The following is a 24,999-nucleotide window of genomic DNA, read 5'->3' as shown; positions in this document are numbered from 1 at the left end:
GACCATTACATCAGGGTCAGACCATGCCCACGAGCTCCCCCAATTCCGCCCCCGTTCACGACGTTGCACCCGATCGACACCGGGATTGGCGCCCGTTGGTGGCCTGTTGCCTGGCGACATTCCTGTTACTCGCGTTCACCACCGTCGTGACGGTCAGCGCCGGGAACATCGCAGGCCGGCTCGGTGCCGGATTCGCAACAGCCCAATGGATCATCGACGGGTACACCCTCGCACTGGCCGCGCTCGTGATGGCCATGGGAACCCTCGGAGATCGGTGGGGACACCGGCGGCTGTTCTTGGTCGGGCTGATCGTTTTCGGGGTGGCATCGGTGGGATGTGCGGCCGCCACGAACGGTGGCGTTCTGGTTGCGGCGCGCGTCATCCAGGGGACGGGCGGCGCGGCGATCTTCGGAACGGTCGTTCCGCTCTTGACCGAGCATTACCGCGGTCGGACGCGCGGAATCGCGTTCGCTGTGTGGGGTGCGGTCGCGGGAATCGGCAGCACCATGGGAACGATCGCCGGTGGAGCCGTGACCCAATTCATCACGTGGCGCTGGTTGTTTCTCGGTGCGGTGCCGATATGTGTGTTCGCCGTGATCATCGGCGTGCAATCGCTGTCACGGGCGCACTCGGTGCACGCACGACTCGACGTCGTGGGAATGGCCCTCATCACCACGGCGATGACAGGGACCACATTCGCGGTGATCAATGCCGGTGAGTCCGGTTGGACGTCGGCCGGGACCCTGGGGGCGGGCGCGGTGAGCCTCGCCGCGGTCTGCTTGTTCGTCTCGGTCCAACGCCGCGCCGCCCATCCGCTACTACCGCCGGACCTTTTCGCGACACGAGGATTCATCGCCGTGCTCGTTGCCGGATTCGCTTACTACTTCGCAGCTTTCGCCGCATTACCGGTCCTGTCGTGGTGGTTGCAGACCAACCGTAGCATGCAGCCCCTGCAAGCCGCTCTGGTGCTGACGGTACAACTTGCCGCGTTCATCCTGGTGTCGCTGACCTTGAGCGCGCGGCTGCACCATGCACCGCGCAGCTGGGTGCTCGGCGGCGGAACGTTGCTCACCGGACTGGCCTGTCTGCCCGGTGCGACATTGATGTTGCACCCGGATTGGACTTCACTGATCGCGATGCTCATCGGGACCGGCATCGGTGCCGCGATCGTGTCCCCCGTGCTGCCCGCCGTCGCGGCGACGTCGGTCCCGCCGGCACGGGCGGGAGTGGCCGCCGCAGCGGCCAATGCCGCCCGGCAACTCGGGCTGACCATCGGCATCGCATTGTGCGGCACCATCAGTCAGGCAGCGCATGTGCGCGACGGAGCGTCAACATTCGCGGTGGTGGTCGCCCTCCTTACTTGTGGCGCCGTTGCCCTCTGCGGCGGGGCGATCAGCACCGTGCTGTTCCGCCGCGAAAGATCCTGCAACGTCGTTAGATAAGGCGGTGACGGATTCCGATCTACTCCCACGGCAAACCGGCGGAGCCGTGACGGACGCCTCACGAGATCGTGTTCCACGGGGCGGGACCGCCGACGAGCCGGTGGCCAGACACCCGTAGGTTGGTCGGCATGACCGAGCTGGAACTGAGGGAGATCGAGACATCCGCAGGCGTCTTGCGGTATTACGACACCGGTGATGGACCGGCGCTGTTGTTCCTGCACGGCTCCGGGCCCGGAGTGACCGGCTGGCGCAATTTCCGGGGAATCCTGCCCACCTTCGCCCAGCAATTCCGTTGCCTGATACTGGAATTCCCGGGATTCGGCGTCACCGACGATATCGGCGGCCACCCGATGGTGACCGCGCAGGGTGTCGTGGCCCCCTTCGTCGACGCCCTCGGCATCGACCGTGTGCACATCGTCGGCAACTCGATGGGCGGCGGTGTGGGCATCAACTTCGCCATCCGGCAGCCGGACCGCATTGGCAGGCTCGTCACCATCGGTGGCATTGGAACCAACGTATTCAGCCCGGGCCCCAGCGAAGGCATCCGGCTGCTGCAGGAATTCACCGAAGACCCGACCCGCCAGCGCCTGATCGATTGGTTGAACTCGATGGTGTTCGACCCGGCACTGGTCACCGACGAACTCATCGAACAGCGGTGGGAACTGGCAACCGACCCCACGACGCTGGCCGCGGCCAAGCGGATGTACGGCAAAGCGGCTTTTGCGGGAATGATGGCCGCGATGCGCTCGTCCGATGCGCCGATGCCGTGGGCACAGATGCACAGGGTGGCCGCCCCCACGCTGCTGACCTGGGGCCGCGATGACCGGGTCAGCCCGCTCGATATGGCACTGATCCCGATGCGGACGATCCCGAACGCCGAACTGCACGTGTTCCCGAACTGTGGACACTGGGCCATGATCGAGGCCAAGGAGGCCTTCGAGCAGACCGTGCTGGGGTTCTTGACCCGGGCCTAGGTCTCGAGCACGGTCGATTCCGCGGACTCGACGTTTACCACCACCATCTCCACGAGCGCCCGGTAGAGGTCCTCGGAATCGATGGGGCTGCCCAGCGTGATTCCCACGTTGGCGGCGATCAGCGCCTTGGCCGGCAGTTCGGCCTGCACCCGCTGCCGGGTCCACCGTTCAGCCACGACCGCATCCGCCCAGGGCGGACACAGGTTCTCGGCAACCCCCACCAGCCAGAGAATTCATCGTTGAATCTCTGATACAGGTATGTATATTACTTGTGTGGGCCACGCCACATGAGCCATTTGACTGGCCCTACCGCTCCCCCAACGGATAAGGACCGCAATGGATCTGGTCGATCGAATCGCCAAACACCGCCGCATGGCGGAGAGCTACCGCGACAAGTACGTGCTGCGGAAAGTGCAGGAAGGCGAGTCATACGACGAGTGGGAGTTCACCGACGACGCCGTGTACACCTCGCCCTACTTCGTGGCAGGGCAGGAACTCGTGCTCAAGGACGTGGCGACCTCCTTCGACGTCGCGGCCACCGTGGAGGCCAAGGCCTATTCGGTGGTTTTCCCCGACTGGAAGCCCATAGACCACAAGTTCTGGCCTGCCGAGAACGGCCTCGTCATGCGCTACCGCTGGGAGGGCACGACAGCAGATGGCGAGAGGATGGGCTTCTACTCGATCAGCTTCATCGACACCAACGACGACGGGCAGATCACCCACTGGTCTACCTACGTCAATGACGAGGAGTACGGCCCGTTCCTGGAAAGGGCAATCGGCGCCCGTGGGCCCTTCCACGGTGACGAGTACATGGAGGCGTTGGCCCGCCACTTCGAGAAGCACAACCTGACCTGGTGAATGTGGGTCCCCGCGCACGGGACCGGAATAACTGTTGGCACCGCGGTTACTTCCTGGGAAATGCCTTGGCACATCACGAAGGCGGCTTCGCTGTTGCTGAGAACCCCAGCCGCCTTCCCGGTTGCGGGGTTGACCTCGACAAGGCCGTCGTCTCGCCCGCATTGGCAGCGCTCGGCCGGGTCGGGTCTGGGAGTTGCCTGTCAGCATCCAATATCATTGAGTCCAAGCAGTTTTCATCCCGTTACCGACCACACAGCACGTGCCAACCGTCAGCACAGGGCAAACACATCCCACCGAAATAGCTTTGCTCTCCGTGCGGCACCGTCGTCACACTGGTCAGAAACGGAGTAAAGCAATGCCTTTCAAAAAATCCGTGGGCATATCGGCGATGGCGGTAGGTATCGGCATCGCCGGGTTGCTGGGCCTCGGCCTCGGCACCGCCAACGCCGACCCGGGCCCTGGTTGCGACCGTCCGGGTGCGCCGCAGTGCGACCGTCATGACGACCGTGGCTTTCGGCCCGACGACTGGCACGGTCGCGACATCGACGCCGCGCGTCGCGATCACCAGCCGTTCGAGTGGAATGGCCAGCGGGTGACCCCGATGCCCTCCGGCGACGGCCGCGGCTGGGGCTTCTGGTTCCTCGATCGTTGGGTTCCGATGTAACCAAACCGATTTCTGGTGGGGCACTCATCCCCAAGTGCCCCACCAGATACCGGGCCGCGACACTCAACGTGGCGTTGAGCAAACCGCTTTCACCGCAGCGTCCATCGCAGTGGCCGCTGTCCAGTTCGCATGTTGCGCCGGCTCGAACTTCGGCAGCTTGGCGGCGTAGTTGTCCACGTACCGGGACTGAGCCCGCAGCAAACCTGCCAGAAGCGGATCTGTGGCCTTGTCGGCGAAGGCGCGCAATTCAGCGGCCTCCTGGCGCATGACCGGGACGACAGCCAGCGTCACCGACCGTTGCTTGGGTGACCATCGCGAGGCCGGCACCCGATGATCTGTCTTGACCCAGGCCTGTTGCTTGCCGTCGTACCCAGCACTGACCCGCTGCCACTGGGCGCAGACCGGATCCGGCTTGGCCGCGGCGAATGCCTGGGCGGGCTTGGCGCCCGGTTCGTCACGTACGGTTGACGCAACCACTTCGGCAGGAACGGGTTTCGCCGCACTGGCACGTGTCGGTCCGGCAGCGGTCGCCTCATCCTCATGCCCTGACAGCGTGACCGCCATGACGCCGCCGACGAGTAACGCGGTGGCGGTCGTCACACCGATCGCCTTCCACACTCGGGTCCGGTTACCGGTGAGCTTCGGACTCAGAGGCCACCGACTGGCACTGCCGCCGCCCCGAAGCGCCACATTGAACGCCGCGTCCGGGCGGGCCCGCAATTCGGCCACAGCCACTTCGACGGCGGCGGTCGGTGTTCCCAGATCGGTGAGCACCTTGACGAATCGGGCCACCGAAACGAGATCGCGTCCGTAGAGGTTCTCCTGTGGTTGTCCGGCCGGCAGGAATCGCTCGACCAAGTCCTCTCGAAGCTGCGATGCCCGGGCGACTTCTGCCGCGGTCAACCAGTGCCCTGGAACGTCTTCTGCCCCAATACCGCTCATTCAGATGATCCTTCCCGCGCACACCTGATGATTGGTACAACAATCTGTGCACGCGCTGCAACCGGGCAGGCACCCGACCGCCGCCACGTTGCCGTTACAAGTTGGCCACCGAAAGGTCACGGCCGACGAAGTCAGCGGCTACACGGGATCGCCTGGCAAACAACCACTCTCGTCAATGCCGCCGTACTCACGACAGGAAGTACACCATCTGACCGGAGAAAGCTCGTGGCGACGGCCGATGTAATCGGCTGGACCGGCAACGGCCGCGCGGGTCGGCACATCGTGGCCGCCGGGCCACCGGACGTCCGGCCCGTCGCGAAGCGCTCCCCTGCGCCGGCATCGCCGGGGACGGGGTCAGCCACACCCCAACGCCCACGTGTCCACCGAACGGCTTGGCATGATGCACGTATGGATCAATACCGCCGCGGGGAGTTCGTCTTCGATGTCATCGATCACGGTCCCGCCAACGGTCCGGTGGTCGTGCTGCTTCATGGCTTTCCGCAGCAGAACATCAGCTGGGAGCCGGTCATCTCTCTGCTCACCGCCAACGGGTTCCGGTGCCTGGCGCCCAATCAGCGAGGGTACTCGCCCGGCGCCCGGCCGACCCGCCGCCGCGACTACCGCTCGGCGGAGTTGGTGGAGGACACCCTCGCGCTGATCGATGCCAGCGGCGCCGACCGTGTCCATCTCGTGGGCCACGACTGGGGCGCCGCAGTGGCCTGGAGCGTCGCCGGCCACGCACCCGAGAAGCTGGCATCGTTGTCGGCGCTGTCGGTGCCCCACCCGATGGCGTTCCTGCGGTCCCTGCTGACCAGCAGACAGGGACTCGCATCGTGGTACATGTACGTCAATCAACTGCCGTGGGTGTCCGAACGGTTGATGCTCGGGCGCGACGGCAAGGGCGCAGCCATTGCGAAATCCTTGATCCACAGCGGGCTACCGCCCGAGGCCGCCGAACGCGACGCTCGGGCCATGGCTGAGCCCGGTGCCCTGACCGCCTCGCTGAACTGGTATCGCGCCATGCCGTTTAGCCGGTCCGGCCTGAGCGCGGCGGCCAAGATCACCGTGCCGACGCTGTATGTCTGGAGTGACCGCGACATCGCGATCACCGCCAAACCGGCGCACGACACCGCGAATTACGTCGCTGGTCCCTACCGGTTCGAAACGCTCCGCGGGGCCTCACACTGGCTTCCGGAAGAGAAACCGGAACAGATCGCGGAAATGTTGCTGCAGTGGTTCGCAGCCCATCCCGTTTGAGCGGAAGATGACAGTGTGCTGACTCTGGGAGTACTTCTCGGCGACGGGATCGGGCCTGAGATCGTGGATTCGGCCACCAGCGTCGCTGAACGGGCCTTGGCCAGTGTGTCGATCGGCGTGCACTGGCGCGAACTGCCGTTCGGCCTCGAGGCGATCGGCGAGTTCGGAACCCCGCTGCCAGAACCGACGCTGGCCCAACTCGACGGGCTGCCCGGATGGATCCTCGGTCCGCACGACAACGCCGGCTACCCCGAGCAGTTCCGCGGCACACTGTCACCCGGTGGGGCAATCCGCAAGCGCTACAACTTGTTCGCCAACATCCGGCCGGCCCGCACCCTGAGTGCATCCGTCCGCGCGGTCTGCCCCGATCTCGACGTGGTCATCGTCCGGGAGAACACCGAAGGGTTCTACGCCGACCGCAACATGTACGACGGCGCAGGCGAATTCATGCCCACACCCGATGTCGCGCTGGCCGTCGCCGTGTTCACCCGGACTGCCTGCGAGCGGATCGCCCATCAGGCGTTCCAGTTGGCGACCGCTCGGCGCAAGTCGGTCACCATCGCTCACAAGACGAACGTCCTGGCCAAGACCACCGGGCTGTTCCGTGACGTGTGCCTGGCGGTCGCAGAAAGTTACCCCGACGTCGAAGTCCGTGGAGAGCACATCGACGCACTCGCGGCTCGATTGGTGAGCCACCCCCGCGACTTCGATGTGATCGTCGCCGAGAACATGTTCGGCGACATTCTGTCCGACCTCGCCGGCCAGTTGAGTGGCTCGCTCGGGATGGCGCCCTCCATCAACGCCTCGCACACTCACGCGATGGCGCAGGCCGCCCACGGGTCCGCGCCGGACATCGCCGGACGCGACATCGCCAACCCGGTCGCGATGATCCTGTCCACCGCGATGCTGCTGCGTTGGCTGGCCGGCCGCGACGGTGGCACGCCAGCGCTCGGTGTCGCCGCAGATCGCATCGAGGACGCCGTCCGGCGGACCCTCGATGCCGGTGTCGGTACCGCCGACATCGGGGGCAGCGCGTCCACATCAACGTTCACCGAGCACGTCCTGGCCGCGCTTACCTGACCGCTAGGACCGATCCACCCGCCGTGTCAGCAGTCGGTAACCACCGTAAAGAACCAGCGCTACAAGAAAATTGACGAAGTAGGCGAGGTCGGCCCCGTGCCATGCGGTGGCCACCGCACCCTGGATCAGCGTCGTGTTCATGAACGGCACGGCGATTACATAGGCCACCAGGAAGGTGATCAGGGCCGCCACCGCGTCGCGGCGCCCGGTGGATTCGGCGCTGGGATCGATACTGCTGCGTCCACGGGTACGGATCGCCCAGTCCACCACGACCACGGCGACAAACGCCGGAATCCAATAGCTGACCAGCAGCAGGACATCGGTGAACCTGGTCGCGGTGTCCGCGGCGTGCAACCACAGGATCAAGCCGAAGGCCAGTGCCGTCACGATGATCGCCGACACCGGCCGACGCACCCGCACACCGATGGTCTGCAATGCCAAGGAACCGCTGTAGTCGTTCATCACACCCGAGCCGATCGCCGCGAGCGCGATCACCAACAAGGCCAGGCCGCCGAGCAGGCCCCCGCCCATGACGGCGTGAACACCGTCGGCGGTGTGCTCACCGATGACCGACGCGGCCGCGATCCCGATGCCCTGAACGAATATGTAGCCCAGCACGATCCCGGCGAACGAGTATCCGAACACCTGCCAACGCGGCGAGTCGCTCGGGAGATAGCGACTGAAATCGGCGGCGTAGCTGGCCCACGAGATCGCCAGGCTCAGTGCAATGGTGACCTCGAAAACGAACGCTCCGGCCAGATCGGCACCTGCCACCGACGGCGCCACGACGATGTCATGTCCACCGACCAGCTTGACGGTGAAGACCGCGAAGGTGATGAAGAGGATGACGGTCAACACCGCCTGCAGGCGGTGGATCAACTCGTAGCCGAAGAACCCGACCACGCCCTGGACAGCGAGGACGATCAACACCGCGCTCCAGAACGGGATGCCCAGCAGCGCCGCGAGCGCCTCCCCGCCGAACAAGCCGACAAGCGCGTCCCAGGCGATCGACGATCCCCACTGCAAGATGCCTGGCACCACTACCAGCCCGCCGAATGCCATGCGCGCGTTGGGAAGTTGACCCGCCCCGGTGCGCGGCCCCCACGTCGACAGGTATGCCACCACGGCGGAGCCCAGAACCGTGCCGATGACCATGGCCAGCAGTCCCAGCCAGAAGCCCAGCCCGAGGGTGATCGCCAATGTCCCGGTGAATACTCCGGTCATGTTCACCTGCGGCGCGAACCACACCGTGAACAGCCGGGCGGGGTGTCCGTACCGTTGGTCGGCGGCCAGGGGTGCGATCCCATGGGTTTCCACGGTCAGATCACCCGAGCCGGTCGGGCGGCGCCCGCTGAACGTGGACGCGTTGAGCGCACTGACTCCGAAAGCCATTCGTCTATTCGACCACGGTCCCGACGATGTGGCGCTGAGCGATCACCCCGGTGCGCAGGCCCGTGACAACCCAAGGCCATAATCGAGAAACACAAAGATTAGCTATGGATCGGAGCGGTAGTGGCGAGGACCGAAACCGACCGGTCCGCCTCCCCCGCGGTCCCGGGGGCACCACGCCGCCCCGGCGTCCTGATCGCCGGCCTGAGCCTGGTGGCACTCACCGTCGCCATCCTCCAGACCGCGGTGGTCCCGATCCTGGGCATCATCGCGCGCCAGCTGAACACCTCGGGAGTGGCGGTCAGCTGGGCCGTCACCGCCAACCTGCTGGCGGCAGCGGCCTCGACCCCGCTGATCGGCAGACTCGCCGATCTCTACAGCAAGAAACGCGTCCTGCTCGGCGTGCTGGTGGTGGTGCTGGCAGGTTCAGTGCTGGCCGCGGTGACCGCGTCGGTGCCGCTGCTGGTGGCGGCACGCATCCTGCAGGGCGCCTCCTACGCGCTCTACCCCATCAGCATCGCGATCCTGCGGGAAGAACTCGCTGAAGATCGACTGGTCGGCGCGATGTCGGTGTTGTCCGGAACGCTCGGTTTCGGCGGCGGTGTCGGCCTCGTCGTCACCGGCCTGCTGATGTCGGGCGACGCCGGGTATCACCGCGTCTTCTGGCTCGCCACCGCTTTCACCGCCATCGTCATCGTGGTGGCGGTCGCGATTGTGCCCAACCGCAAGCCTGACGCCGGCGGCACAATCGACTGGCTGGGCGCCGCGGGCCTGGCGATCGGCCTGTCGTCGGTGCTGCTGGCGATCACTCAGGGCAACTCATGGGGATGGACCCATCCGGGGACGATCGGCTTTCTGGCCGGCGGTGTCGGCGTGCTGGTCGGCTGGTGGTGGTGGGAACGACGGGCCGCCGATCCTCTGGTCTCGACCACGATGCTGGCCCGGCGCCCCATCCTGCTGACCAACCTGGCCACGATCCTGGTCGGCATGGGGCTGTACTTCGCCTTCCTCGGCCTCACCCAGTTCGTCCAGATGTCCCATCAGGCCGCCGGCTACGGATTCGGGGCCAGCGTGCTGCAAGCCAGCGTGTATTTCCTGCTCCCCGGAGCGCTGACCGGTTTTGTGGTGGCACTGGTCAGCGGCCGGTACATCGACCGGTACGGCGCGCGTCGAGTACTGGTGGTGGCCGCGGTCGCCGGAATCGCCGGATTCGTCATGCTCGCCGTCGCCCATGACCGGCCCTGGCAGGTCGTGGTGGCCGGCGTGCTGGCCAACGCCTACATCAGCCTGGGATACGGCGCGTTGCCCGCGCTGGTTGTCAGTGAGGTGGATGCCGGCGAGACAGGCATCGCCACGAGCATGAACGCGATCGCGCGGACCATCGGCAGCTCCGTGGCGGCGGCGGTCGTCGCGGTGCTGCTCGGGCATCGCATGGTGCCATCGGAAGGCAGCTTCGTGACGATCTTCGTCGCCGGCGCGGTCACCGCAGCTTTGGCGATGGCCCTCATCGCGGTGTCCCGCGCACCCGACCGCCACGGCGAGTCCGTGCACACCATGTCTGAGTCCCGCGCGATGAACCACGAGTGGGGCTGATTCCTCCGGTCGCCGGTTTCCTGCCGTGACAACCCGCTGAGCTGCGAAACTTGAGTCCAGCCAGTGACCGCCCCCTCCGGACCGTGGACCGACCAGACCCGCCGTGGCCGCTCGACTGCCGCGCTATGGAATCGCGCTGTCAACCCGGTTCAAACGAAGGATTCCATTGAAAAATTGTTAATTCATTGCGGAAACGGTTGCGAAGGTCGGCACAATCCGCGATTGTTTACCGACAGCTTCCGCGGCTGTACTGGAGGAGGATTCCGCTGACCGGCCCAGATATCACCGCCGTCGACAAGTCGACGGGACACGACGGCTCGCCACGCAGTGGCGCGCCGGTCATAGAGATCGACCACGTCACGAAACGGTTCGGCGACTACGTCGCCGTAGCCGAGGCGGACTTCACCATCGCATCGGGTGAGTTCTTCTCGATGCTGGGCCCCTCGGGCTGCGGGAAGACCACCACGCTGCGCATGATCGCCGGATTCGAAAGCCCGACCGAGGGCGCCATCCGGCTTGAGGGCGTCGACGTCTCTCGCGTGCCACCGCACAAGCGCAACGTCAACACGGTCTTCCAGCACTATGCGCTGTTCCCGCACATGACGGTGTGGGACAACGTGGCCTACGGGCCGCGCAGCATGAAGAAGGAAAAGGCCGAGATCAAACGCAGCGTCGACGAGCTGCTGGAAATCGTCCGGCTCACCGACTTCGCCAAGCGCAAGCCCGGCCAGCTCTCCGGTGGTCAACAGCAGCGGGTGGCACTGGCCCGCGCCCTGGTCAACTACCCCAGCGCACTCCTGCTCGACGAGCCGCTCGGCGCCCTCGATCTCAAACTGCGCCATGCGATGCAGTTCGAGCTGAAACGTATCCAGCGCGAGGTCGGCATCACGTTCATCTACGTCACCCACGATCAGGAAGAGGCGCTCACCATGAGCGACCGGATCGCGGTGATGAACAACGGAAACGTTGAGCAGATCGGCAGTCCCACTGAGATCTATGACCGCCCGGCGACGGTGTTCGTCGCCAGCTTCATCGGTCAGGCCAACCTGTGGCCGGGCCGGCAGACGGGGCGGACCAACCGGGACTTCGTCGAGGTCGACGTGCTCGGAACGACGCTCAAGGCCAAACCTGGCGATACCACCATCGAACCCGGCGGTCAGGCCACCCTGATGATCCGTCCCGAGCGGGTCCGCGTCTCCATGGATGTTCCGACCGGGGACGTGGCCACCGTGCCTGCCACCGTCAAGGACCTGACCTTCCAGGGTCCGGTGCTCCGGCTTTCCCTTGCCGCACCGGATGATTCGACGATCATCGCCCATGTCGGGCCCGAGCAGGACCTGCCTCTGCTGCGCCCGGGTGACGCGGTGCATGTCAGTTGGTCGCCGGAAGCTTCGCGCGTACTGCCGGCCGCAGACATACCCACCGCCGAAGACCTCGAAGAGATGCTCGACGACACCTAGACACTCGCCAGCCTCCACCCCTCATTCACGGAAAGCGCCCGAATTCCCCGAAAGGTCGCCCATGCCCGACAACCTCGATCCCCGACTGCTCGCCCGGCTTACCGCGAACCGCACGTCACGCCGTCGATTCCTGGGCGGCGGTGCAGCTGCCGCGGCGGCACTGGCGCTGGGGCCCTCGGTCCTGGCCGCCTGTAGCTCGGGTGAGAAATCCAGTGCTCCGGCCACCTCGGCTGCACCCGACGACGGCTCGCCGGCCACCGGCACCCTCCGCGTCTCGAACTGGCCGCTGTACATGGCCGACGGGTTCGTCGCCGGATTCCAGACCAAGACCGGTCTCACGGTGGACTACAAAGAAGATTTCAACGACAACGAGCAGTGGTTCGCCAAGGTCAAGGAACCATTGTCCCGTCAGCAGGACATCGGCTCCGACCTCGTCGTGCCCACCGAGTTCATGGCGGTGCGGCTCGCCGGACTCAAGTGGCTCAACGAGATCAGCGAGTCCCGGGTCCCTAACAAGAAGAACCTGCGCCAAGACCTCCTCAATTCGAAGGCCGATCCGGGACGCAAGTACACCGCGCCGTACATGACCGGCATGGTCGGCCTGGCGTACAACCGCGCCGCCACCGGACGCGACATCACCAAGATCGACGATCTGTGGGATCCCGCGTTCAAGGGTCGGGTCAGCCTGCTGTCCGACACCCAGGACGGGCTCGGCATGATCATGCAGTGGCAGGGCAACTCCGTTGAGGAACCGACCACCGACGCGATCAAGAAAGCCGTCGATTTCATCCGCGAACAGAAGGACAAGGGCCAGATCCGCCGGTTCACCGGCAACGACTACGCCGACGACCTCGCGGCTGGCAATATCGCTGTCGCCCAGGCGTATTCGGGTGACGTGGTCCAGCTGCAGGCCGACAACCCGGACCTGAAGTTCATCGTGCCCGAGACCGGCGGCGACTGGTTCATCGACACCATGGTGATCCCCTACACCACACAGAACCAGAAGGCCGCCGAAGCGTGGATCGACTACGTCTATGACCGGGCGAATTACGCCAAGCTCATCGCGTTCACCCAGTTCGTTCCGGTGTTGTCGGACATGACAGACGAACTGGCCAAGATCGACCCCAAGCTGGCCAGCAACCCGCTGATCAACCCGCCCGCCGACATCATTGCCAAGCTCAAGTCGTGGTCGGCCCTCACTGACGAGCAGACTCAGGAGTTCAACAGTCTCTACGCCGCAGTGACCGGAGGCTGACGCCGATGGCGGGAGTAGCCACCAGTAGCCGGCAGCGGAGCAAGATCGCCCCGTATCTGATGATCCTGCCGGCCCTGGTGTACCTCGGGATCTTCTTCGTGGTGCCGTTCTTCTCATTGGCACGCACCTCGTTGTCGACGTCGGGCGGTTCGGTGTATCTGCCGACGCTCGAGTTCGACTGGAATTTCGGCAATTACCTGCATGCATTCAGCGAGTATCAGGACCAGATCCTGCGGACGTTCGGCTACGCATTCGTCGCCACCGTGCTGTGCGCGCTGCTGGCGTTTCCACTGGCCTACGTCATCGCCTTCAAGGCCGGCCGGTACAAGAACCTGATCCTGGGCCTGGTGATCCTGCCGTTCTTCGTCACCTTCCTGATCCGCACCATCGCGTGGAAGACGATCCTGGCCGACGACGGGGTGGTGGTCAACGCGCTCGGGGCCATCGGATTGCTGCCGAGCGAAGGCCGGCTGCTCTCGACGAGCTGGGCGGTGATCGGCGGCCTCACCTACAACTGGATCATCTTCATGATCCTGCCGCTCTACGTGAGCCTGGAGAAGATCGATCCACGCCTGATCGAGGCGTCCAAGGACCTGTACTCGTCGAACACCCGCAGCTTCACCAAAGTCATTCTGCCGCTGTCGATGCCGGGTGTGTTGGCCGGAAGCATGCTGGTGTTCATCCCCGCGGCCGGCGATTTCATCAATGCCGATTACCTCGGCAGCACGCAGACCACCATGATCGGCAACGTGATCCAGAAGCAGTTCCTGGTGGTCAAGGACTACCCGGCAGCCGCCGCCCTCAGCATGGTGCTGATGGCGATCATCCTGGTCGGGGTGCTGCTCTATACGCGGGCGCTGGGCACGGAGGACTTGGTATGACATCGACCGCGATGGCGGAAGCCACGAGCCCGGCCGTACCGACGGTGGTCAAGGGATCACCGAGGTGGGGCGATTGGACGCTGCGGATCGTCGCCGGTCTGGTCTTGCTGTACCTGTTCCTGCCGATCTTCGTCATCGTGCTGTTCTCGTTCAACAAGCCGGCGGGCAAGTTCAACTACACCTGGCAGGGATTCACCCTCGACAACTGGGCCCACCCGTTCAAGTACCCGGCACTGACCGAGGCGCTGAAGCTCAGCCTCAATGTCGCCGCAGTGTCGACCGCCATCGCCTTGGTGCTGGGCACACTGGTGGCAATCGCTCTGGTGCGCCAACGATTCCGCGGCCAGAAAGCGGTCGACACCTTTCTCGTGCTACCGCTGACCGCGCCCGAGGTGGTCATGGGTGCGTCGCTGCTGACCCTGTTCCTCGATCTGCACTGGGCCACCGGCTACGCCACGATCGTGCTGGCCCACATAGCCTTTCAGATCAGCTTCATCGCGATGACGGTGCGCGCCCGGGTACGCGGCTTCGACTGGACGCTCGAGGACGCGTCGATGGATCTCGGGGCGAGCCCGACCAGAACGTTCTTCAAAGTGACGCTGCCGCTGATCGTTCCGGGCATCGTGGCCGCGGCGATGTTGTCGTTCGCCTTGTCCCTGGACGACTTCATCATCACCTATTTCGTCAGCGGCTCCACGGTCACCTATCCGCTGTACGTCAACGCGGCGGTCAAGGCCGCGGTACCCCCGCAGATCAACGTGCTGGCTACGGCGATCCTGGTGGTGAGCCTGTTGTTGCTCATGGTCGGAACGCTGTACCGGCGCAAGCGTATCGACGCCTGAGCTCAGGGTGCGTCGAGTTGCACCGTGACGGTCACTTTGCCCTGGCCGTCACGGTAGGCAACGGCGTGCCCCGCACGGTCACTGCCGTCCAGGTTCAGCAAGGTGAGCCGGCCGCCCCCGCCGAGGAAGTTGCGCCACCAGTTCTTGCTGTCCGGCGTCATCACGTTGATGGTCACCTGGTTGCCGTCGCGCGTCACGGAAACCGGAGTCTCGAACGTGCGGCCCGACCTTCGGCCGGTGTACCGGATGACCACCACACCGTGGCCGATCCATCGGCCGAGCACCGGGACTCGGGTGAGGCCCACGGCGGCCGCATTGAACCACCGGGCGACTGGGGAATTGAAGACTCCACGTGACATTGGCGCCAGCGTAACCTGATCAGCCGATCTCGGCGGGGACCGGTGTGGCACGAGCTCCGGTACGCGCCGCGCCGACGCCTGCAGCCACCACGAGGCAGATGCCGATCACGGCGGCCGGAGCCGGGACCTGGTGGAGCAGAACGAAACCGACCAGCATCGCGAATGCCGGCTCCAGGGCCATCAGCGTGCCGAACGCGGCGGTGCTCAGATACCGGAGCGCAGACATCTCGAGGGTGAAAGGGATCACCGGCAGTAGGATCGCGAGCCCCACTCCGATCAAGAGCAACTGCGGTGTCAACTGAGGAAATACCGACGGCCCGACAACCGCGGTGCCGACCAGGCCGGCGACCGGCATGGACACCGCCAAGCCCTGGATACCGGCCACCTCGTCGCCGACGCGTTGCGTGAGCAGGATGTAGCAGGCCCAGCACAGTGCGGCGCACAGCGCGTAGAGCACACCGATGAGGTCGACGTCGCCCGACCAGGGTTCGGTGAGTAGCACCACGCCGGCCGCTGCCAGCCCGGGCCACAGAATCCGATTGCGCCCCTTCCCGTGGGCAACGGCGACCCCGAGCGGGCCGAGGAATTCCAGCGCGCTGGCCGTGCCGAGCGGGATCCGGGACAGGGCCGCCATGAAGAGCATCGTCACTCCGGCCGTGACCACACCGAGCGCGACGCACGTCCAGAATGCGGATTTGGTGAAGGCCGACGGGCGCGGCCGCACGATCACGAGCATCAGAACACCGGCCCACGCCAGGCGCAGCCACGCGGCACCCTCGGCTCCGATGTCATCGATCAGGCCGACTGCCACCGCCAGCCCAATCTGCACGCACAGCATGGACGCCATGGCCATCAGCGCGCCGGTGCGCGCCGGATGTCCGGTCTTGGTCACAAGTTGTTCCCCTTGGGGACAACGATATTGGCCAGAACCATGCGAAGGAACGGGCGGTAGACCGCCTGGTCGTCGAGCAGGCTGTTGAGGGTGACGCCGTCGTTGGCGGCCAGAATGACCCGGGCCAGGTCCAGCGCCGGGATACTCAGGTGGCCGCCCAGGCGCGCGGCGCCCTTGGAGATGTAGTCGGCGAGGGCGCGAGCGGTCTCCTCTCGCTGTGCTGCCACTCGTTCCCGCGCGTCGGGATTGCGCAGCAGGAACAGGGTGTACTCGCATCCGAGGACGGCGCGGTCGGGCCCCTCGGCGGCGACCAGATCCCGCCAGCGGTCACCGAGTTCATCGGCATCGAGATCGTCGAGTCTGTGAAATGTGGCGATGACGTCGGCGAAGCCGTCGAGGAACTGTTGGCGCTGTCGTTCGACCACTGCCAGGAACAACTCCGCCTTGCTCCCGAAGTGGGAGTAGATGGCGCCGCGGGTGTAGCCCCCGACCTCGGCGATGTCCTCTAACGCGGCCCCGTCAAACCCCTTGCGCGCAAATACCTCTTCGGCAGCGTCCAGCAGAACGTTGCGCGTGTGTTCCAAGCGGCGTTGCTTCGTCCAGCGTTCGGCCATGGCCCCATCCTGTCAAACGTTAGCCAACGGGCGTGGCGGCGACCGCCGGCCGCGCCACCCACCCCCGGTCGGCGGGTCGGAAGGCTTCCGTCTTTCCGACATCCGCGGGACTTCCGCAGGCGTTCAGTGCCTGCGCCTTGAAGGCGCGCGCGGCACCGCTGAGTCGATGCTGAAATGCGCTGTCAGCGCTCACCAGGCAAATCCCTTCACTCGGCGGGCCATCAGAGGCCGGCACGTCGCAGACATACGTCTGAATCCGCGGAGCCCCAGCCTGTGAAATCCGCACCAGCGGCGCCCCGGCGCCGGTCATCTCGGCATCCAGGGCGCAAACCCGCGTCTGGGCGCCAACGATCTCCAGCGCCGGCGTCGCGGCCAGTTCAGGCAGCCAGACGACCACCGCCCAACCCTCAAGTGCTCGGTCACAGATGAGTCCGCCGGCCCAGATCACCGCTTGCTCCGCACTTTCGGCCATGACCTCCAACAGAGACCGCACCAGAACACCTCCCCGATCGCCATGACTCGATCCGATATATGCACCGTTGTATTAGCTATGCATAAATGTATAGTAGTGATCGCAGTCACAAACTACTTCCTGGCGCCGACAAGGCCGGGCACACCGGCCGTCAGCACCTCACCGCCCAGTGATCGATAGAGGAGGTCCGCCCGTGCCGACAGCACGCCCCGGAAATTGGGTCGAGAACGCCACCGGCCTGGATGACATCGCGCCCGATGCCTATCGGATGCAGATTCCGACTAGTCGCTATGTCGCACCGGAATTCGTTGCTCAGGAACGTGATTCGATCTGGAAGAGAGTCTGGCAGGTGGTCGGCCGGGCGGACGAGTTGACCAAAGCCGGCGACTGGAAGCAGTACCAGATCTTCGATCAGTCCTACATCGTCGTGCGCGGCAAGGACGACACCATCCGAGGCTTCGTGAACGCATGCCGGCACCGGGGCAACGTGCTGTGCCGTGACGCCCGCGGAAACGCCAAGCGCGGCTTCCTGTGCCAGTACCACTTGTGGTCGTACGACCTCGACGGGCGGCTCAAAGGAATGTTGCGGGAGGCCCTGGCCGGACCGATCGACAAGGACACCCACGGGCTGATCGAGGTTTCGGTGGGCACATTCGCCGGGTTCATCTTCCTCAATCCTGATCCGACCGCCGAACCCCTGGCGGACTTCATCGGCGAGGAGGTCGCGACCATGCTGGCGCCGTATCACCTCGACGAGATGGTCACCGTGATGGACGTGACCGAGGCCATCGACTGCAACTGGAAAGTGGTCCTGGACGCCTTCCAGGAGGGCTACCACATCGACGGCATCCACCCGCAGCTACTGCGGGTGATCAACATCGACCCGGCCACGAGCCGGTACCGGTTCTTCGACCAGCACAGCGTGTCGATGGCCCCGTTCGACGTCGTCGGCGCCACCCCGGAGCAACAGGTCGACGGCATCATGGACCTACCTGAGACGTTCCCGTCCACCGTCGCGGTGCTCCCCCGCTTCTCCGAACTCGTCGCCGGGTACCGCGCCGACGACGGATCGCTGACATTTCCCGACGGGGTCACCGCCCGCACACTGCTGCAGACAGCGACACGAGACACGTTGACCGGCATGGGGCTTGACGTCAGCGGGCTGACCGACGCCCAGATGAGCGACAACCACGGCTGGGTATGGTTCCCGAACTTCTTCATGACCATCCGCGCCGGAGAGGCGACGATCATCATGTCTCTGCCCCACCCGGACGGTGACCCCAACCGGTGCATCTGGCACGTCGCCAGCTACATGTGGTTGCCCGACGAGATGAAGGCGGCTTTCGCCGCCGAGGCGATAGTGGTCGACGAGGCCGGCAGCTACAAGTATTTCGAAGCGCTACAACAGGATTACGAACAGATGCCGCGCCAGCAGATCGGGTTGCGCAACACCGCGCTGAAGCACATGGCCCTGGTCAAGGAAGAGGTCGTGATCGCGCACTTCCATTCGGTCGTCGACAAGTACCTCGCTGCCGCAGGCGCCGGGTCCTGATCTACCAGATCTCGAAAACCACCACAGAGAAGGAACTTTGCGTGAAACACGTCCATGAGGTTGTCGACGACTACACCGGCCGCTGTCGCGCAGTGGTGCAGTACGCGGTCACTACCAAGCAGTTGGTAAACGCTGCAAAACAGCCAGGGTTCGGGATCGACGGCTGGGCGCCGCTGGCGGCCCTGGTCGCGGTCGACGAGTTCGAACGGATCGGCAACTTCAAAGAGGTGATGAACTGGGACGAGTACACCGATTTCATGACCAACTGGGCCTCGGCCTCGGAGTGGGACGGCCTGTTCAAGCGAGTCAGCGAAGTCGACGGTGTGGTGTACCTCGAACTCGAGGAACACACGAAGATGGGCGATTTCGAGTCGGTGGTCAACTCGATCTCGGTATACGAGTTCACCGCCGAGGACAAGATCCGTCATATCGATCTGTACCTGCAGATGGCGCTGCCCAACACCGAGATGTTGACCAGCTATGAGGGAGTTGAGATCTCGGAGTGAGTATCGAAATCACTCGCGGCGACGTCGATGCGATCGACTTCTTCACCGACAACACCCGCTGGTCCGCACCGAAGGCCTGGTCAGCCTGAACCGATTGCTCGACCGGACCGAGCGCATCTGGATCGACGAGGAGGTGCACGGTCCTGCGGACGCCCGCAAGTACCGCTATCTGCCCACATTCATCCTGCGCGGGCTGACCCGCCTGAACATCAGATACATCCCGGCCCGGACCGGGACTGATGCGCGGGACCGCCAGGGCTCCATCGAAGTTCGCTCGGCGCTCACGCACCTGACACCTTCCGATGCCACGGTGTCCATGTGAGAGACGAACGAAGCCGGGTATCCACCGCTGAGCGGTTCCACCGGTTGTGCGTACTGGTAGTGCACGCCCTGCCGGCGCCTCTGAATTCTCTTGTGGCCCCGACATTCCTCGGCTTTGTGGTGATCAACACCTTCACCTTCGGCGTCGATCTCACGATTCTGACGGTCCTGCACGGCTTCTTCCGGGCTCCGCTACCGCTCGCGGTGACCGTGGGATACGCCGGTGCCTTCAGCCTCGCGTACTACTTGAACCGGACACTGAACTTCCGCTCACACGCCGCTGTCGGTCCTCAACTGACGGTGTACCTGGTGGTCGTCGTGATCAACTACCTGGCGTTCATCCTGGGTGTATCCAGCGGGCTGGCGGCCGTGGGTGTCGAGTACCACCTGGCCCGGATCGTTGCAGGCGGCTGCGAGGCGGTGTACATGTACAGCGCGATCCGGTGGGTGGTGTTTCGTGCTGATCCCGCCGGCCCGCGGGCCCGGTCGGATCAGAAGTAGCCACTGCCCGGCAGCCGAGTGCCGCGGACGTGAAGGGCACCGAGCGCCTGCGCTTTGTACGACGACGGGTTGTGTGAGGCCAGCGTCCGGATGTTGCGCCAATGCCGATCGAGCAGATGCGACTGCCGCACCACCGATGCCCCGCCGACGTCGAAGATCTGCCCCGCCGCCTTCTGCGCCAGTGCATCGACCACGATCTTGGCGGCCGCGGCCTGCGCGGACGCCTCATGGGCGAGTTCGAGGCCCGGGTCGGTCCCGTCGGTGTCGGCTTCGAACGCCAGGGCCAGGGCATCGGCGGCGGCCAGCACCGTGGCCTGCCCGGCGTACGCGGCGGCCGCGATCTCACCGATCTCGCGCTGCAACAGTGGGTCATCGGCGGCCGTGGGGGTCGGCGCCCAGGCGAAGCTGCGTGGGCGCTGAAGCACATGCGCCACCGCATCATTGCGAAGTGCGTGCACCACACCGACTTCCAGTGCCGTCACGTACAGCTGGAAGAACGCGCCGGACAGGTACAGCGACTGCTCCTCGTCGTCGGCGTTCGGCGGGGCGAACTCCAGCACCTCGTCAGCGGATACCGCGATGTCCTCGAAAGTGGCAGTACCGGTTCCGGTGGCGCGCTGCCCCATGCCGTCCCAGTCGTCGACCACCGTGAATCCGGGCCGGTCGGTGGGAACGAGGGCGATCACCGACGCCCCCTCGGGATTGCTGGCCAGCACCTCGGCGTAGTCGGCGTACAGCGTGCCGGTGGTGAAGAACTTCTTGCCGTTGAGCCGATATCCGTCGCCGTCGCGGGTGAGCTTGGTCTGCCAGGTGAACCCACCGGCCGGGGTCGAGCCCAGTTCGGTCGAGGCATTACCGACGATCGCGCCGGACAGCGCCAACTCGGTCACCCGGCGGCGCTGCTCGGCATCGAGCCGCAACCGCTCCTCGACGTGGGAGAAATGTCCGCGCAGGATGTGTGCGACGTTCACGTCGGCGGTGGCCAATTCGATGACCAGGGCGAACAGTTCACGCAGGCTCGCCCCGCCGCCACCGTCGGCGCTGGGCACCCGCAGCGCGCCGAGCCGCTCGGCGCGAACGAGATCGATTGCGGCGAAGGGTCGTTCGCCGGTCCGCTCGCGCTCCAGCGCGCCCTCTCCGATCGCGGCGATCAGGTTGGCGAGCCGATCGGATCCGTAGGTGACGGGCTGAGCAGTGGTGGATGTCATCGGATTGCCTCCTGGTTGGCGTGGCGGTAGTTGGCGGCGCGGTGGGTTTCGGGCAGGCGGGGGCCGCGGCCGAACAGCTTGTGGCGCAGGGTTCCCTCGTCATACGAGGTCTTGTACAGGCCGCGCCGTTGCAGCTCCGGCACCACATGGTCGACGAAGTCGACGAACGAACCCGGGGTGATCACGTTGGTCAGGTTGAACCCGTCGACATCGGTTTCCTCGACCCACTCCTGCAGCTCGTCGGCCACCTGGGTCGGGGAGCCGACGGTGAATCCGCCCTCGGCGTCGATCGCTTTCGCGTCGACGAAGTCCCGCAGCGTCCACTGCCCCTGGCCGAACATCTCCACCGAGGACTTGAGGAACTCGTTGTCGGTGACCGCAACCGGGTCGTCGAGGTCGAAACGCGACAGGTCGGTTCCGAGCCACCCGGACCACAGGGCAAGGGCGCCTTCAGGATCGGTATAGCGGCGGAACTCGTCATAGCGGGCCTGGGCGGCCCGTTCGGTTGCCCCGGTCACCACCACATGGCCGTTGACGATCTTCACGTCATAGGGGTCACGCCCGGCCGCGGCAGCGCGGGCCCTGATGTCGGCCACCGCCTCACGCAGTATTTCCTTGGTCGGTGCGCCGATGAAGATCACCTCGGCGTTCTCAGCCCCGAACTGTCGGCCCCGGTTGGATGCACCGGCCTGATAGAGCACCGGTGTGCGTTGAGGCGACGGCTCGCACAGGTGGATGCCCGGAACTCGAAAATGCTCGCCGTCATGGGCGATCGGATGCACCTTGTCCGGGTCTGCATAGGTGGCCCGGCCCGGATCGACGCCGACGGCGTCGTCCTCCCATGAGCCCTCCCACAGTTTGTACAGCACCTCGGTGTACTCGTCGGCGATGTCGTATCGATCGGCGTGCGGGGTGATGGTGTCCAGGCCGTGATTCCGCGCGGCGCTCTCCAGGTACCCGGTGACGATGTTCCAGCCGACCCTCCCCTTGGTGAGGTGGTCCAGGGTCGACATCCGGCGGGCGAACGAATACGGATGCTCGAACGATGTGGCTGCGGTGATGCCGAACCCCAGGTTTTTCGTAACAGTGGCCATGGCGGGTACCACGAGCAGCGGATCGTTCACCGGCACCTGGGCACCGGAGCGCAGCGCGGCCGCCGGACCACCGCCGTAGACGTCATAGATGCCCAGTACATCGGCGATGAACAGCCCGTCGAACAGACCACGCTCGAGCACCTTGGCAAGATCCAGCCAGTAGTCGATGTCCTTGTAGCGCACCGCCTGCGACTCCGGATGCCGCCATGTTCCGGCGACAATATGGGCGACGCAGTTCATGTCGAACGCGTTGAGCACGATCTGGCGGGTCATGGTAAACCTCCGGCAACGGATTCGGGCTCGCCCGTCGGGAGACTCGCGAGCAGCTCAAGGGTGTAGGGATCCTGCGGATTGTCGAAAATGTCTGCAGCCGGGCCTGACTCGACGACACGCCCTTGACGCATCACCAGGACCCGGTCGGCCATGTGGTGGATGACACCGAGGTCGTGCGAGATGAACAGGTAGGACAACTTGAGTCGGTCCTGCAGGTCGGTGAGCAGATCCAGCACCTGAGCCTGGATGGTGACGTCGAGCGCCGACACCGGTTCGTCGCAGACGATCACGTCCGGCTCGGCAGCAAGCGCTCGGGCGATCGCGACCCGCTGACGCTGGCCGCCCGAGAGCAGGAGCGGCCGACGGTCCAGGTGTTCCGGGCTGAGCCCGACATCGGCGAGGAGATCCTCGGTGCGACGGCGGCGGGCGTCGGCATCCGGGAACCGATCGGCGGGCAGGGCATCCTCGATGATCCGGCGCACCGTCCAACGTGGATCGAAAGATCCGAGCGGGTCTTGGTAGATCACCGAGATGCGGCGGCGCCGGGGCCGCCGTTGAGCTTCGGTCGCCTCGCTCCACGGTTCACCGGCCAACTGCACGGTGCCCTCGTCGGGATCCAGCAGGGCCAGGGCCAACCGTGCCGTGGTGGTCTTGCCCGATCCGGATTCTCCGACGATGCCGAGTGTCTCGCCGACCCCGAGGCTGAACGAGACACCGTCGACGGCGGTGCGGGCCACGCCGTCGGGGCCGGTGAACTTCTTCACCAAACCGTCGGCGCGCAGCAGGACCCCGTCAGCGGGCGGTGCGCTGCGAGGCACGGGATGCACGGGCCGCGGCGGCATATCCGACAGCCGGGTGCCCTTACGATGCGCGGCGGGCACCGCGTCGAGCAATGACCGGGTGTAGGGATGCGAGGGCGTCGAGAGCACCTCGGCCACCGGCCCCTGTTCCACCACTCGTCCGTTGCGCATCACTGCCACCCGGTCGGCCAGCCGGCTCACCACAGCCAGGTCATGGCTGATCACGATGAGGCCGGTGCCGCGTTCCTTCATCTCTGCCAGCAGGCCGAGGATCTGGACTTGCACCGTGACATCCACTGCGGTGGTCGGCTCGTCCGCGATGAGCAGCGGCGGGTCCAACGCGATCGCCGATGCGATCAGCGCCCGCTGGCGTTGACCGCCCGACAGCTCATGCGGGAGCTGCCGGGCCCGCAGCTGCGGCTCCGGAACGCCTACCGCGGTGAGTAATTCGATGACCCGGGCAGCACGCCGCGCGCGGTTGCCGAAGCGATGCAGCCGCAATGTCTCGGCGATCTCCCTGCCGACGCTGCGCAGCGGATCCAGGGACACCAGGGCGTCCTGCAACACGAAACCGACCTTCTTGCCGCGGACGGCCCGCCAGTCCCGGTCGCGGTATCCCAGTACCGATTCGCCCACGACCTCAAGCCGGTTCGCCGTCACCTGCGGCGAAGCATTCGGGCCTGAGCCGGTCAAGCCCAACAGGGTACGCGCGGTGACGCTCTTGCCCGACCCGGATTCTCCGACGATGGCCAGGCATTCCCCCGCATCGACATGCAGGGATACCCCGTGGACCACCTGGCGGCGACTCCCCCCGGTGCCGAAGCTGACCTCGAGATCTGAGACGTCTACCAACCGGGCCACCCTCCGATCAGTCCGCTCGGCCCGTTCCGGCAATACCTCGGTCATGTCGGCCGTCCTTCCAGACGTTGCTGTAGATAGCGGCCGACGACGGTGACCGCCAGCGTGCAGCCGACGATCGCCAGTCCCGGAAACACTTCCAGCCACCAGGCGGTGGAAACGAAATCTCGCCCGGCGTTGAGCATGGCGCCCCACTCCGGCGCCGGCGGCGCGACACCGAGCCCAAGAAAGCTCAGCGACGACGCCCACACGATCGACTGGCCGACCCCCATGGTTCCCAGCACCACCAATGGGCGCATTGCGTTCGGGAAGATGTGGCGGGTGATGATGCGATGTTGGGAGTGTCCGAGAGCGATTGCTGCACTGACATATCCGGAATCCTTGACGGCCAACACCTGTCCCCGGATCATCCGCGCATAGCCGGCGGCCGAGCCGATCGCCACCGCCAGAATCTGGGTGGCCGCGCCCGGGCCGAGCATTGCGATGAACAACAACGCGACGAGCATGCCCGGCAGCGCGAGCACGACCTCCAGGAACCGGCTGATCGCACCGTCGGTGAACCGGCCGCCCAGCCCCGAGGCGAGGCCGAACACAATGGCAACGCTCAGCGCCAGCGCGGTCGCCCCCACGCCGATCGCGAGTGAACTCTGGGCGCCATAGACGACGCGGGTGTAGATATCGCGCCCGGAGGCATCGGTGCCGAACCAGTGGTCCCATGACGGAACCTGCAGCGGTGCTTCGATATCGGTGTCATACGGCGACTCGCTGGTGAACAGCGATGGCGCCGCCGCCCAGGCCAGCATCAGCGCGAGGTAGAGCCCTGCGATCCACACCCCGGGCCGAATCCGCCTGCCGCTCCAGCCGTGCAGGCTTGCTCCGGCGGTGAGCTCATCGGCGATCCGCACCGCCATC

The 24,999-nt window shown here is 65.5% G+C and carries 26 protein-coding genes; 15 read left to right on the top strand and 11 right to left on the bottom strand.

Going from position 1 to position 24,999, the window contains the following annotated elements:
• The first annotated feature begins 23 nt into the window (after positions 1-23).
• Positions 24-1,442 carry an MFS transporter gene (locus EYZ64_RS15985; RefSeq protein ID WP_135454646.1) on the top strand — a complete coding sequence of 473 codons (1,419 nt, stop codon included), beginning with the start codon at positions 24-26 and terminating at the stop codon, positions 1,440-1,442.
• Between the two features lie 128 nt (positions 1,443-1,570).
• The gene (locus EYZ64_RS15980) at positions 1,571-2,416 is read left to right on the top strand and encodes an alpha/beta fold hydrolase (RefSeq protein WP_135454644.1); all 846 of its coding nucleotides are present in this window, start codon (positions 1,571-1,573) and stop codon (positions 2,414-2,416) included.
• Here EYZ64_RS15980 and EYZ64_RS15975 read toward each other — a convergent pair.
• Positions 2,413-2,592 (bottom strand): hypothetical protein, encoded by a 180-nt coding sequence (locus EYZ64_RS15975; RefSeq protein WP_135454642.1) that lies wholly within the window; start codon positions 2,590-2,592, stop codon positions 2,413-2,415. The genes EYZ64_RS15980 and EYZ64_RS15975 overlap by 4 nt on opposite strands.
• Before the next feature lie 160 nt (positions 2,593-2,752).
• Here EYZ64_RS15975 and EYZ64_RS15970 point away from each other — a divergent pair, with 160 nt between their 5' ends.
• Together EYZ64_RS15970 and EYZ64_RS15965 are read left to right on the top strand one after the other, a co-directional pair.
• On the top strand, positions 2,753-3,274 hold the full coding sequence (locus tag EYZ64_RS15970) for a nuclear transport factor 2-like protein (RefSeq protein WP_135454640.1): 522 nt from the start codon (positions 2,753-2,755) through the stop codon (positions 3,272-3,274).
• 355 nt (positions 3,275-3,629) lie between these two features.
• A complete protein-coding gene (locus EYZ64_RS15965) occupies positions 3,630-3,938 on the top strand; it encodes a hypothetical protein (RefSeq protein ID WP_135454638.1) in 309 nt (102 codons plus the stop codon).
• Positions 3,939-4,001: 63 nt separating this feature from the next.
• Here EYZ64_RS15965 and EYZ64_RS15960 read toward each other — a convergent pair whose 3' ends face one another.
• The gene (locus EYZ64_RS15960; RefSeq protein ID WP_135454636.1) at positions 4,002-4,880 is read right to left on the bottom strand and encodes an ESX-1 system-associated protein; all 879 of its coding nucleotides are present in this window, start codon (positions 4,878-4,880) and stop codon (positions 4,002-4,004) included.
• 408 nt (positions 4,881-5,288) lie between these two features.
• On the opposite strand from EYZ64_RS15960, the gene EYZ64_RS15955 reads away from it, so the two are divergent.
• Positions 5,289-6,137 (top strand): alpha/beta fold hydrolase, encoded by an 849-nt coding sequence (locus EYZ64_RS15955; protein WP_135454634.1) that lies wholly within the window; start codon positions 5,289-5,291, stop codon positions 6,135-6,137.
• A gap of 15 nt (positions 6,138-6,152) precedes the next feature.
• Positions 6,153-7,217 carry an isocitrate/isopropylmalate dehydrogenase family protein gene (locus EYZ64_RS15950; RefSeq protein ID WP_135454631.1) on the top strand — a complete coding sequence of 355 codons (1,065 nt, stop codon included), beginning with the start codon at positions 6,153-6,155 and terminating at the stop codon, positions 7,215-7,217.
• Between the two features lie 3 nt (positions 7,218-7,220).
• On the opposite strand, the gene EYZ64_RS15945 is transcribed toward EYZ64_RS15950, so the two are convergent.
• The gene (locus EYZ64_RS15945; RefSeq protein WP_135454629.1) at positions 7,221-8,609 is read right to left on the bottom strand and encodes a purine-cytosine permease family protein; all 1,389 of its coding nucleotides are present in this window, start codon (positions 8,607-8,609) and stop codon (positions 7,221-7,223) included.
• A 120-nt stretch (positions 8,610-8,729) separates the two neighbouring features.
• On the opposite strand from EYZ64_RS15945, the gene EYZ64_RS15940 reads away from it, so the two are divergent.
• The 5 genes from EYZ64_RS15940 (at position 8,730) to EYZ64_RS15920 (ending at position 14,637) form a co-directional block, all read left to right on the top strand.
• Positions 8,730-10,199 (top strand): MFS transporter, encoded by a 1,470-nt coding sequence (locus tag EYZ64_RS15940; RefSeq protein WP_135454626.1) that lies wholly within the window; start codon positions 8,730-8,732, stop codon positions 10,197-10,199.
• A 281-nt stretch (positions 10,200-10,480) separates the two neighbouring features.
• Complete coding sequence (locus EYZ64_RS15935; protein WP_502703016.1) at positions 10,481-11,659, top strand: ABC transporter ATP-binding protein; 1,179 nt, start codon at positions 10,481-10,483, stop codon at positions 11,657-11,659.
• A gap of 61 nt (positions 11,660-11,720) precedes the next feature.
• Entirely contained in the window at positions 11,721-12,914 is a 1,194-nt protein-coding gene (locus tag EYZ64_RS15930) for a polyamine ABC transporter substrate-binding protein (RefSeq protein WP_135454624.1), read from the top strand.
• A 5-nt stretch (positions 12,915-12,919) separates the two neighbouring features.
• On the top strand, positions 12,920-13,795 hold the full coding sequence (locus EYZ64_RS15925) for an ABC transporter permease (RefSeq protein ID WP_135454622.1): 876 nt from the start codon (positions 12,920-12,922) through the stop codon (positions 13,793-13,795).
• Positions 13,792-14,637: an ABC transporter permease gene (locus EYZ64_RS15920; RefSeq protein ID WP_135454619.1), complete on the top strand. Its 846-nt coding sequence runs from the start codon at positions 13,792-13,794 to the stop codon at positions 14,635-14,637. Before EYZ64_RS15925 ends, EYZ64_RS15920 begins: the two co-directional genes overlap by 4 nt.
• Positions 14,638-14,639: 2 nt before the next feature.
• On the opposite strand, the gene EYZ64_RS15915 is transcribed toward EYZ64_RS15920, so the two are convergent.
• Genes EYZ64_RS15915 through EYZ64_RS15900 form a run of 4 tightly spaced genes read right to left on the bottom strand, consistent with a single transcriptional unit; the run spans position 14,640 to position 16,995 of the window.
• Complete coding sequence (locus EYZ64_RS15915; RefSeq protein ID WP_135454617.1) at positions 14,640-14,996, bottom strand: hypothetical protein; 357 nt, start codon at positions 14,994-14,996, stop codon at positions 14,640-14,642.
• Between the two features lie 19 nt (positions 14,997-15,015).
• A complete protein-coding gene (locus EYZ64_RS15910; protein WP_135460047.1) occupies positions 15,016-15,849 on the bottom strand; it encodes an EamA family transporter in 834 nt (277 codons plus the stop codon).
• A 35-nt stretch (positions 15,850-15,884) separates the two neighbouring features.
• Positions 15,885-16,502, bottom strand: coding sequence for a TetR/AcrR family transcriptional regulator (locus EYZ64_RS15905; RefSeq protein ID WP_135454616.1), 618 nt, complete (start codon positions 16,500-16,502; stop codon positions 15,885-15,887).
• 19 nt (positions 16,503-16,521) lie between these two features.
• A complete protein-coding gene (locus EYZ64_RS15900; protein ID WP_135454614.1) occupies positions 16,522-16,995 on the bottom strand; it encodes a hypothetical protein in 474 nt (157 codons plus the stop codon).
• 172 nt (positions 16,996-17,167) lie between these two features.
• Here EYZ64_RS15900 and EYZ64_RS15895 point away from each other — a divergent pair, with 172 nt between their 5' ends.
• From EYZ64_RS15895 to EYZ64_RS15880, 4 genes are all read left to right on the top strand, one after another.
• Entirely contained in the window at positions 17,168-18,526 is a 1,359-nt protein-coding gene (locus EYZ64_RS15895; protein ID WP_135454612.1) for an aromatic ring-hydroxylating oxygenase subunit alpha, read from the top strand.
• 41 nt (positions 18,527-18,567) lie between these two features.
• Complete coding sequence (locus tag EYZ64_RS15890; protein ID WP_135454610.1) at positions 18,568-19,032, top strand: hypothetical protein; 465 nt, start codon at positions 18,568-18,570, stop codon at positions 19,030-19,032.
• A gap of 94 nt (positions 19,033-19,126) precedes the next feature.
• Positions 19,127-19,354 carry a hypothetical protein gene (locus EYZ64_RS32775; RefSeq protein WP_502702971.1) on the top strand — a complete coding sequence of 76 codons (228 nt, stop codon included), beginning with the start codon at positions 19,127-19,129 and terminating at the stop codon, positions 19,352-19,354.
• Positions 19,351-19,854, top strand: a complete 504-nt coding sequence (locus EYZ64_RS15880) for a GtrA family protein (protein ID WP_286174965.1) — start codon at positions 19,351-19,353, stop codon at positions 19,852-19,854. Before EYZ64_RS32775 ends, EYZ64_RS15880 begins: the two co-directional genes overlap by 4 nt.
• Here the strand turns inward: EYZ64_RS15880 and EYZ64_RS15875 are convergent.
• Genes EYZ64_RS15875 through EYZ64_RS32235 form a run of 4 tightly spaced genes read right to left on the bottom strand, consistent with a single transcriptional unit; the run spans position 19,845 to position 24,998 of the window.
• The gene (locus EYZ64_RS15875; protein WP_135454608.1) at positions 19,845-21,062 is read right to left on the bottom strand and encodes an acyl-CoA dehydrogenase family protein; all 1,218 of its coding nucleotides are present in this window, start codon (positions 21,060-21,062) and stop codon (positions 19,845-19,847) included. The two genes, EYZ64_RS15880 and EYZ64_RS15875, sit on opposite strands and share 10 nt — an antisense overlap.
• On the bottom strand, positions 21,059-22,429 hold the full coding sequence (locus EYZ64_RS15870; protein ID WP_135454606.1) for an LLM class flavin-dependent oxidoreductase: 1,371 nt from the start codon (positions 22,427-22,429) through the stop codon (positions 21,059-21,061). Before EYZ64_RS15870 ends, EYZ64_RS15875 begins: the two co-directional genes overlap by 4 nt.
• Positions 22,426-24,135, bottom strand: coding sequence for a dipeptide ABC transporter ATP-binding protein (locus tag EYZ64_RS15865; RefSeq protein WP_135454604.1), 1,710 nt, complete (start codon positions 24,133-24,135; stop codon positions 22,426-22,428). Before EYZ64_RS15865 ends, EYZ64_RS15870 begins: the two co-directional genes overlap by 4 nt.
• Positions 24,132-24,998 carry an ABC transporter permease gene (locus tag EYZ64_RS32235; RefSeq protein ID WP_135454602.1) on the bottom strand — a complete coding sequence of 289 codons (867 nt, stop codon included), beginning with the start codon at positions 24,996-24,998 and terminating at the stop codon, positions 24,132-24,134. The genes EYZ64_RS15865 and EYZ64_RS32235 overlap by 4 nt, the downstream gene beginning before the upstream one ends.
• Position 24,999: the final 1 nt, after the last annotated feature.

Source organism: Mycobacterium sp. DL99, from assembly GCF_004762045.1.
GTDB lineage: Bacteria > Actinomycetota > Actinomycetes > Mycobacteriales > Mycobacteriaceae > Mycobacterium.
This window is presented reverse-complemented; position numbering and strand designations above follow the sequence as displayed.

Bases quoted from the DNA above. Each gene is read 5' to 3' on its own strand.
- EYZ64_RS15985 (WP_135454646.1), top strand. From the start codon at position 24: ATGCCCACGAGCTCCCCCAATTCCGCCCCCGTTCACGACGTTGCACCC.
- EYZ64_RS15980 (WP_135454644.1), top strand. From the start codon at position 1,571: ATGACCGAGCTGGAACTGAGGGAGATCGAGACATCCGCAGGCGTCTTG.
- EYZ64_RS15970 (WP_135454640.1), top strand. From the start codon at position 2,753: ATGGATCTGGTCGATCGAATCGCCAAACACCGCCGCATGGCGGAGAGC.
- EYZ64_RS15965 (WP_135454638.1), top strand. From the start codon at position 3,630: ATGCCTTTCAAAAAATCCGTGGGCATATCGGCGATGGCGGTAGGTATC.
- EYZ64_RS15960 (WP_135454636.1), bottom strand. From the start codon at position 4,880: ATGAGCGGTATTGGGGCAGAAGACGTTCCAGGGCACTGGTTGACCGCG.
- EYZ64_RS15955 (WP_135454634.1), top strand. From the start codon at position 5,289: ATGGATCAATACCGCCGCGGGGAGTTCGTCTTCGATGTCATCGATCAC.
- EYZ64_RS15945 (WP_135454629.1), bottom strand. From the start codon at position 8,609: ATGGCTTTCGGAGTCAGTGCGCTCAACGCGTCCACGTTCAGCGGGCGC.
- EYZ64_RS15930 (WP_135454624.1), top strand. From the start codon at position 11,721: ATGCCCGACAACCTCGATCCCCGACTGCTCGCCCGGCTTACCGCGAAC.
- EYZ64_RS15925 (WP_135454622.1), top strand. From the start codon at position 12,920: ATGGCGGGAGTAGCCACCAGTAGCCGGCAGCGGAGCAAGATCGCCCCG.
- EYZ64_RS15920 (WP_135454619.1), top strand. From the start codon at position 13,792: ATGACATCGACCGCGATGGCGGAAGCCACGAGCCCGGCCGTACCGACG.
- EYZ64_RS15915 (WP_135454617.1), bottom strand. From the start codon at position 14,996: ATGTCACGTGGAGTCTTCAATTCCCCAGTCGCCCGGTGGTTCAATGCG.
- EYZ64_RS15910 (WP_135460047.1), bottom strand. From the start codon at position 15,849: ATGGCCATGGCGTCCATGCTGTGCGTGCAGATTGGGCTGGCGGTGGCA.
- EYZ64_RS15905 (WP_135454616.1), bottom strand. From the start codon at position 16,502: ATGGCCGAACGCTGGACGAAGCAACGCCGCTTGGAACACACGCGCAAC.
- EYZ64_RS15875 (WP_135454608.1), bottom strand. From the start codon at position 21,062: ATGACATCCACCACTGCTCAGCCCGTCACCTACGGATCCGATCGGCTC.
- EYZ64_RS15870 (WP_135454606.1), bottom strand. From the start codon at position 22,429: ATGACCCGCCAGATCGTGCTCAACGCGTTCGACATGAACTGCGTCGCC.
- EYZ64_RS15865 (WP_135454604.1), bottom strand. From the start codon at position 24,135: ATGACCGAGGTATTGCCGGAACGGGCCGAGCGGACTGATCGGAGGGTG.
- EYZ64_RS32235 (WP_135454602.1), bottom strand. From the start codon at position 24,998: ATGGCGGTGCGGATCGCCGATGAGCTCACCGCCGGAGCAAGCCTGCAC.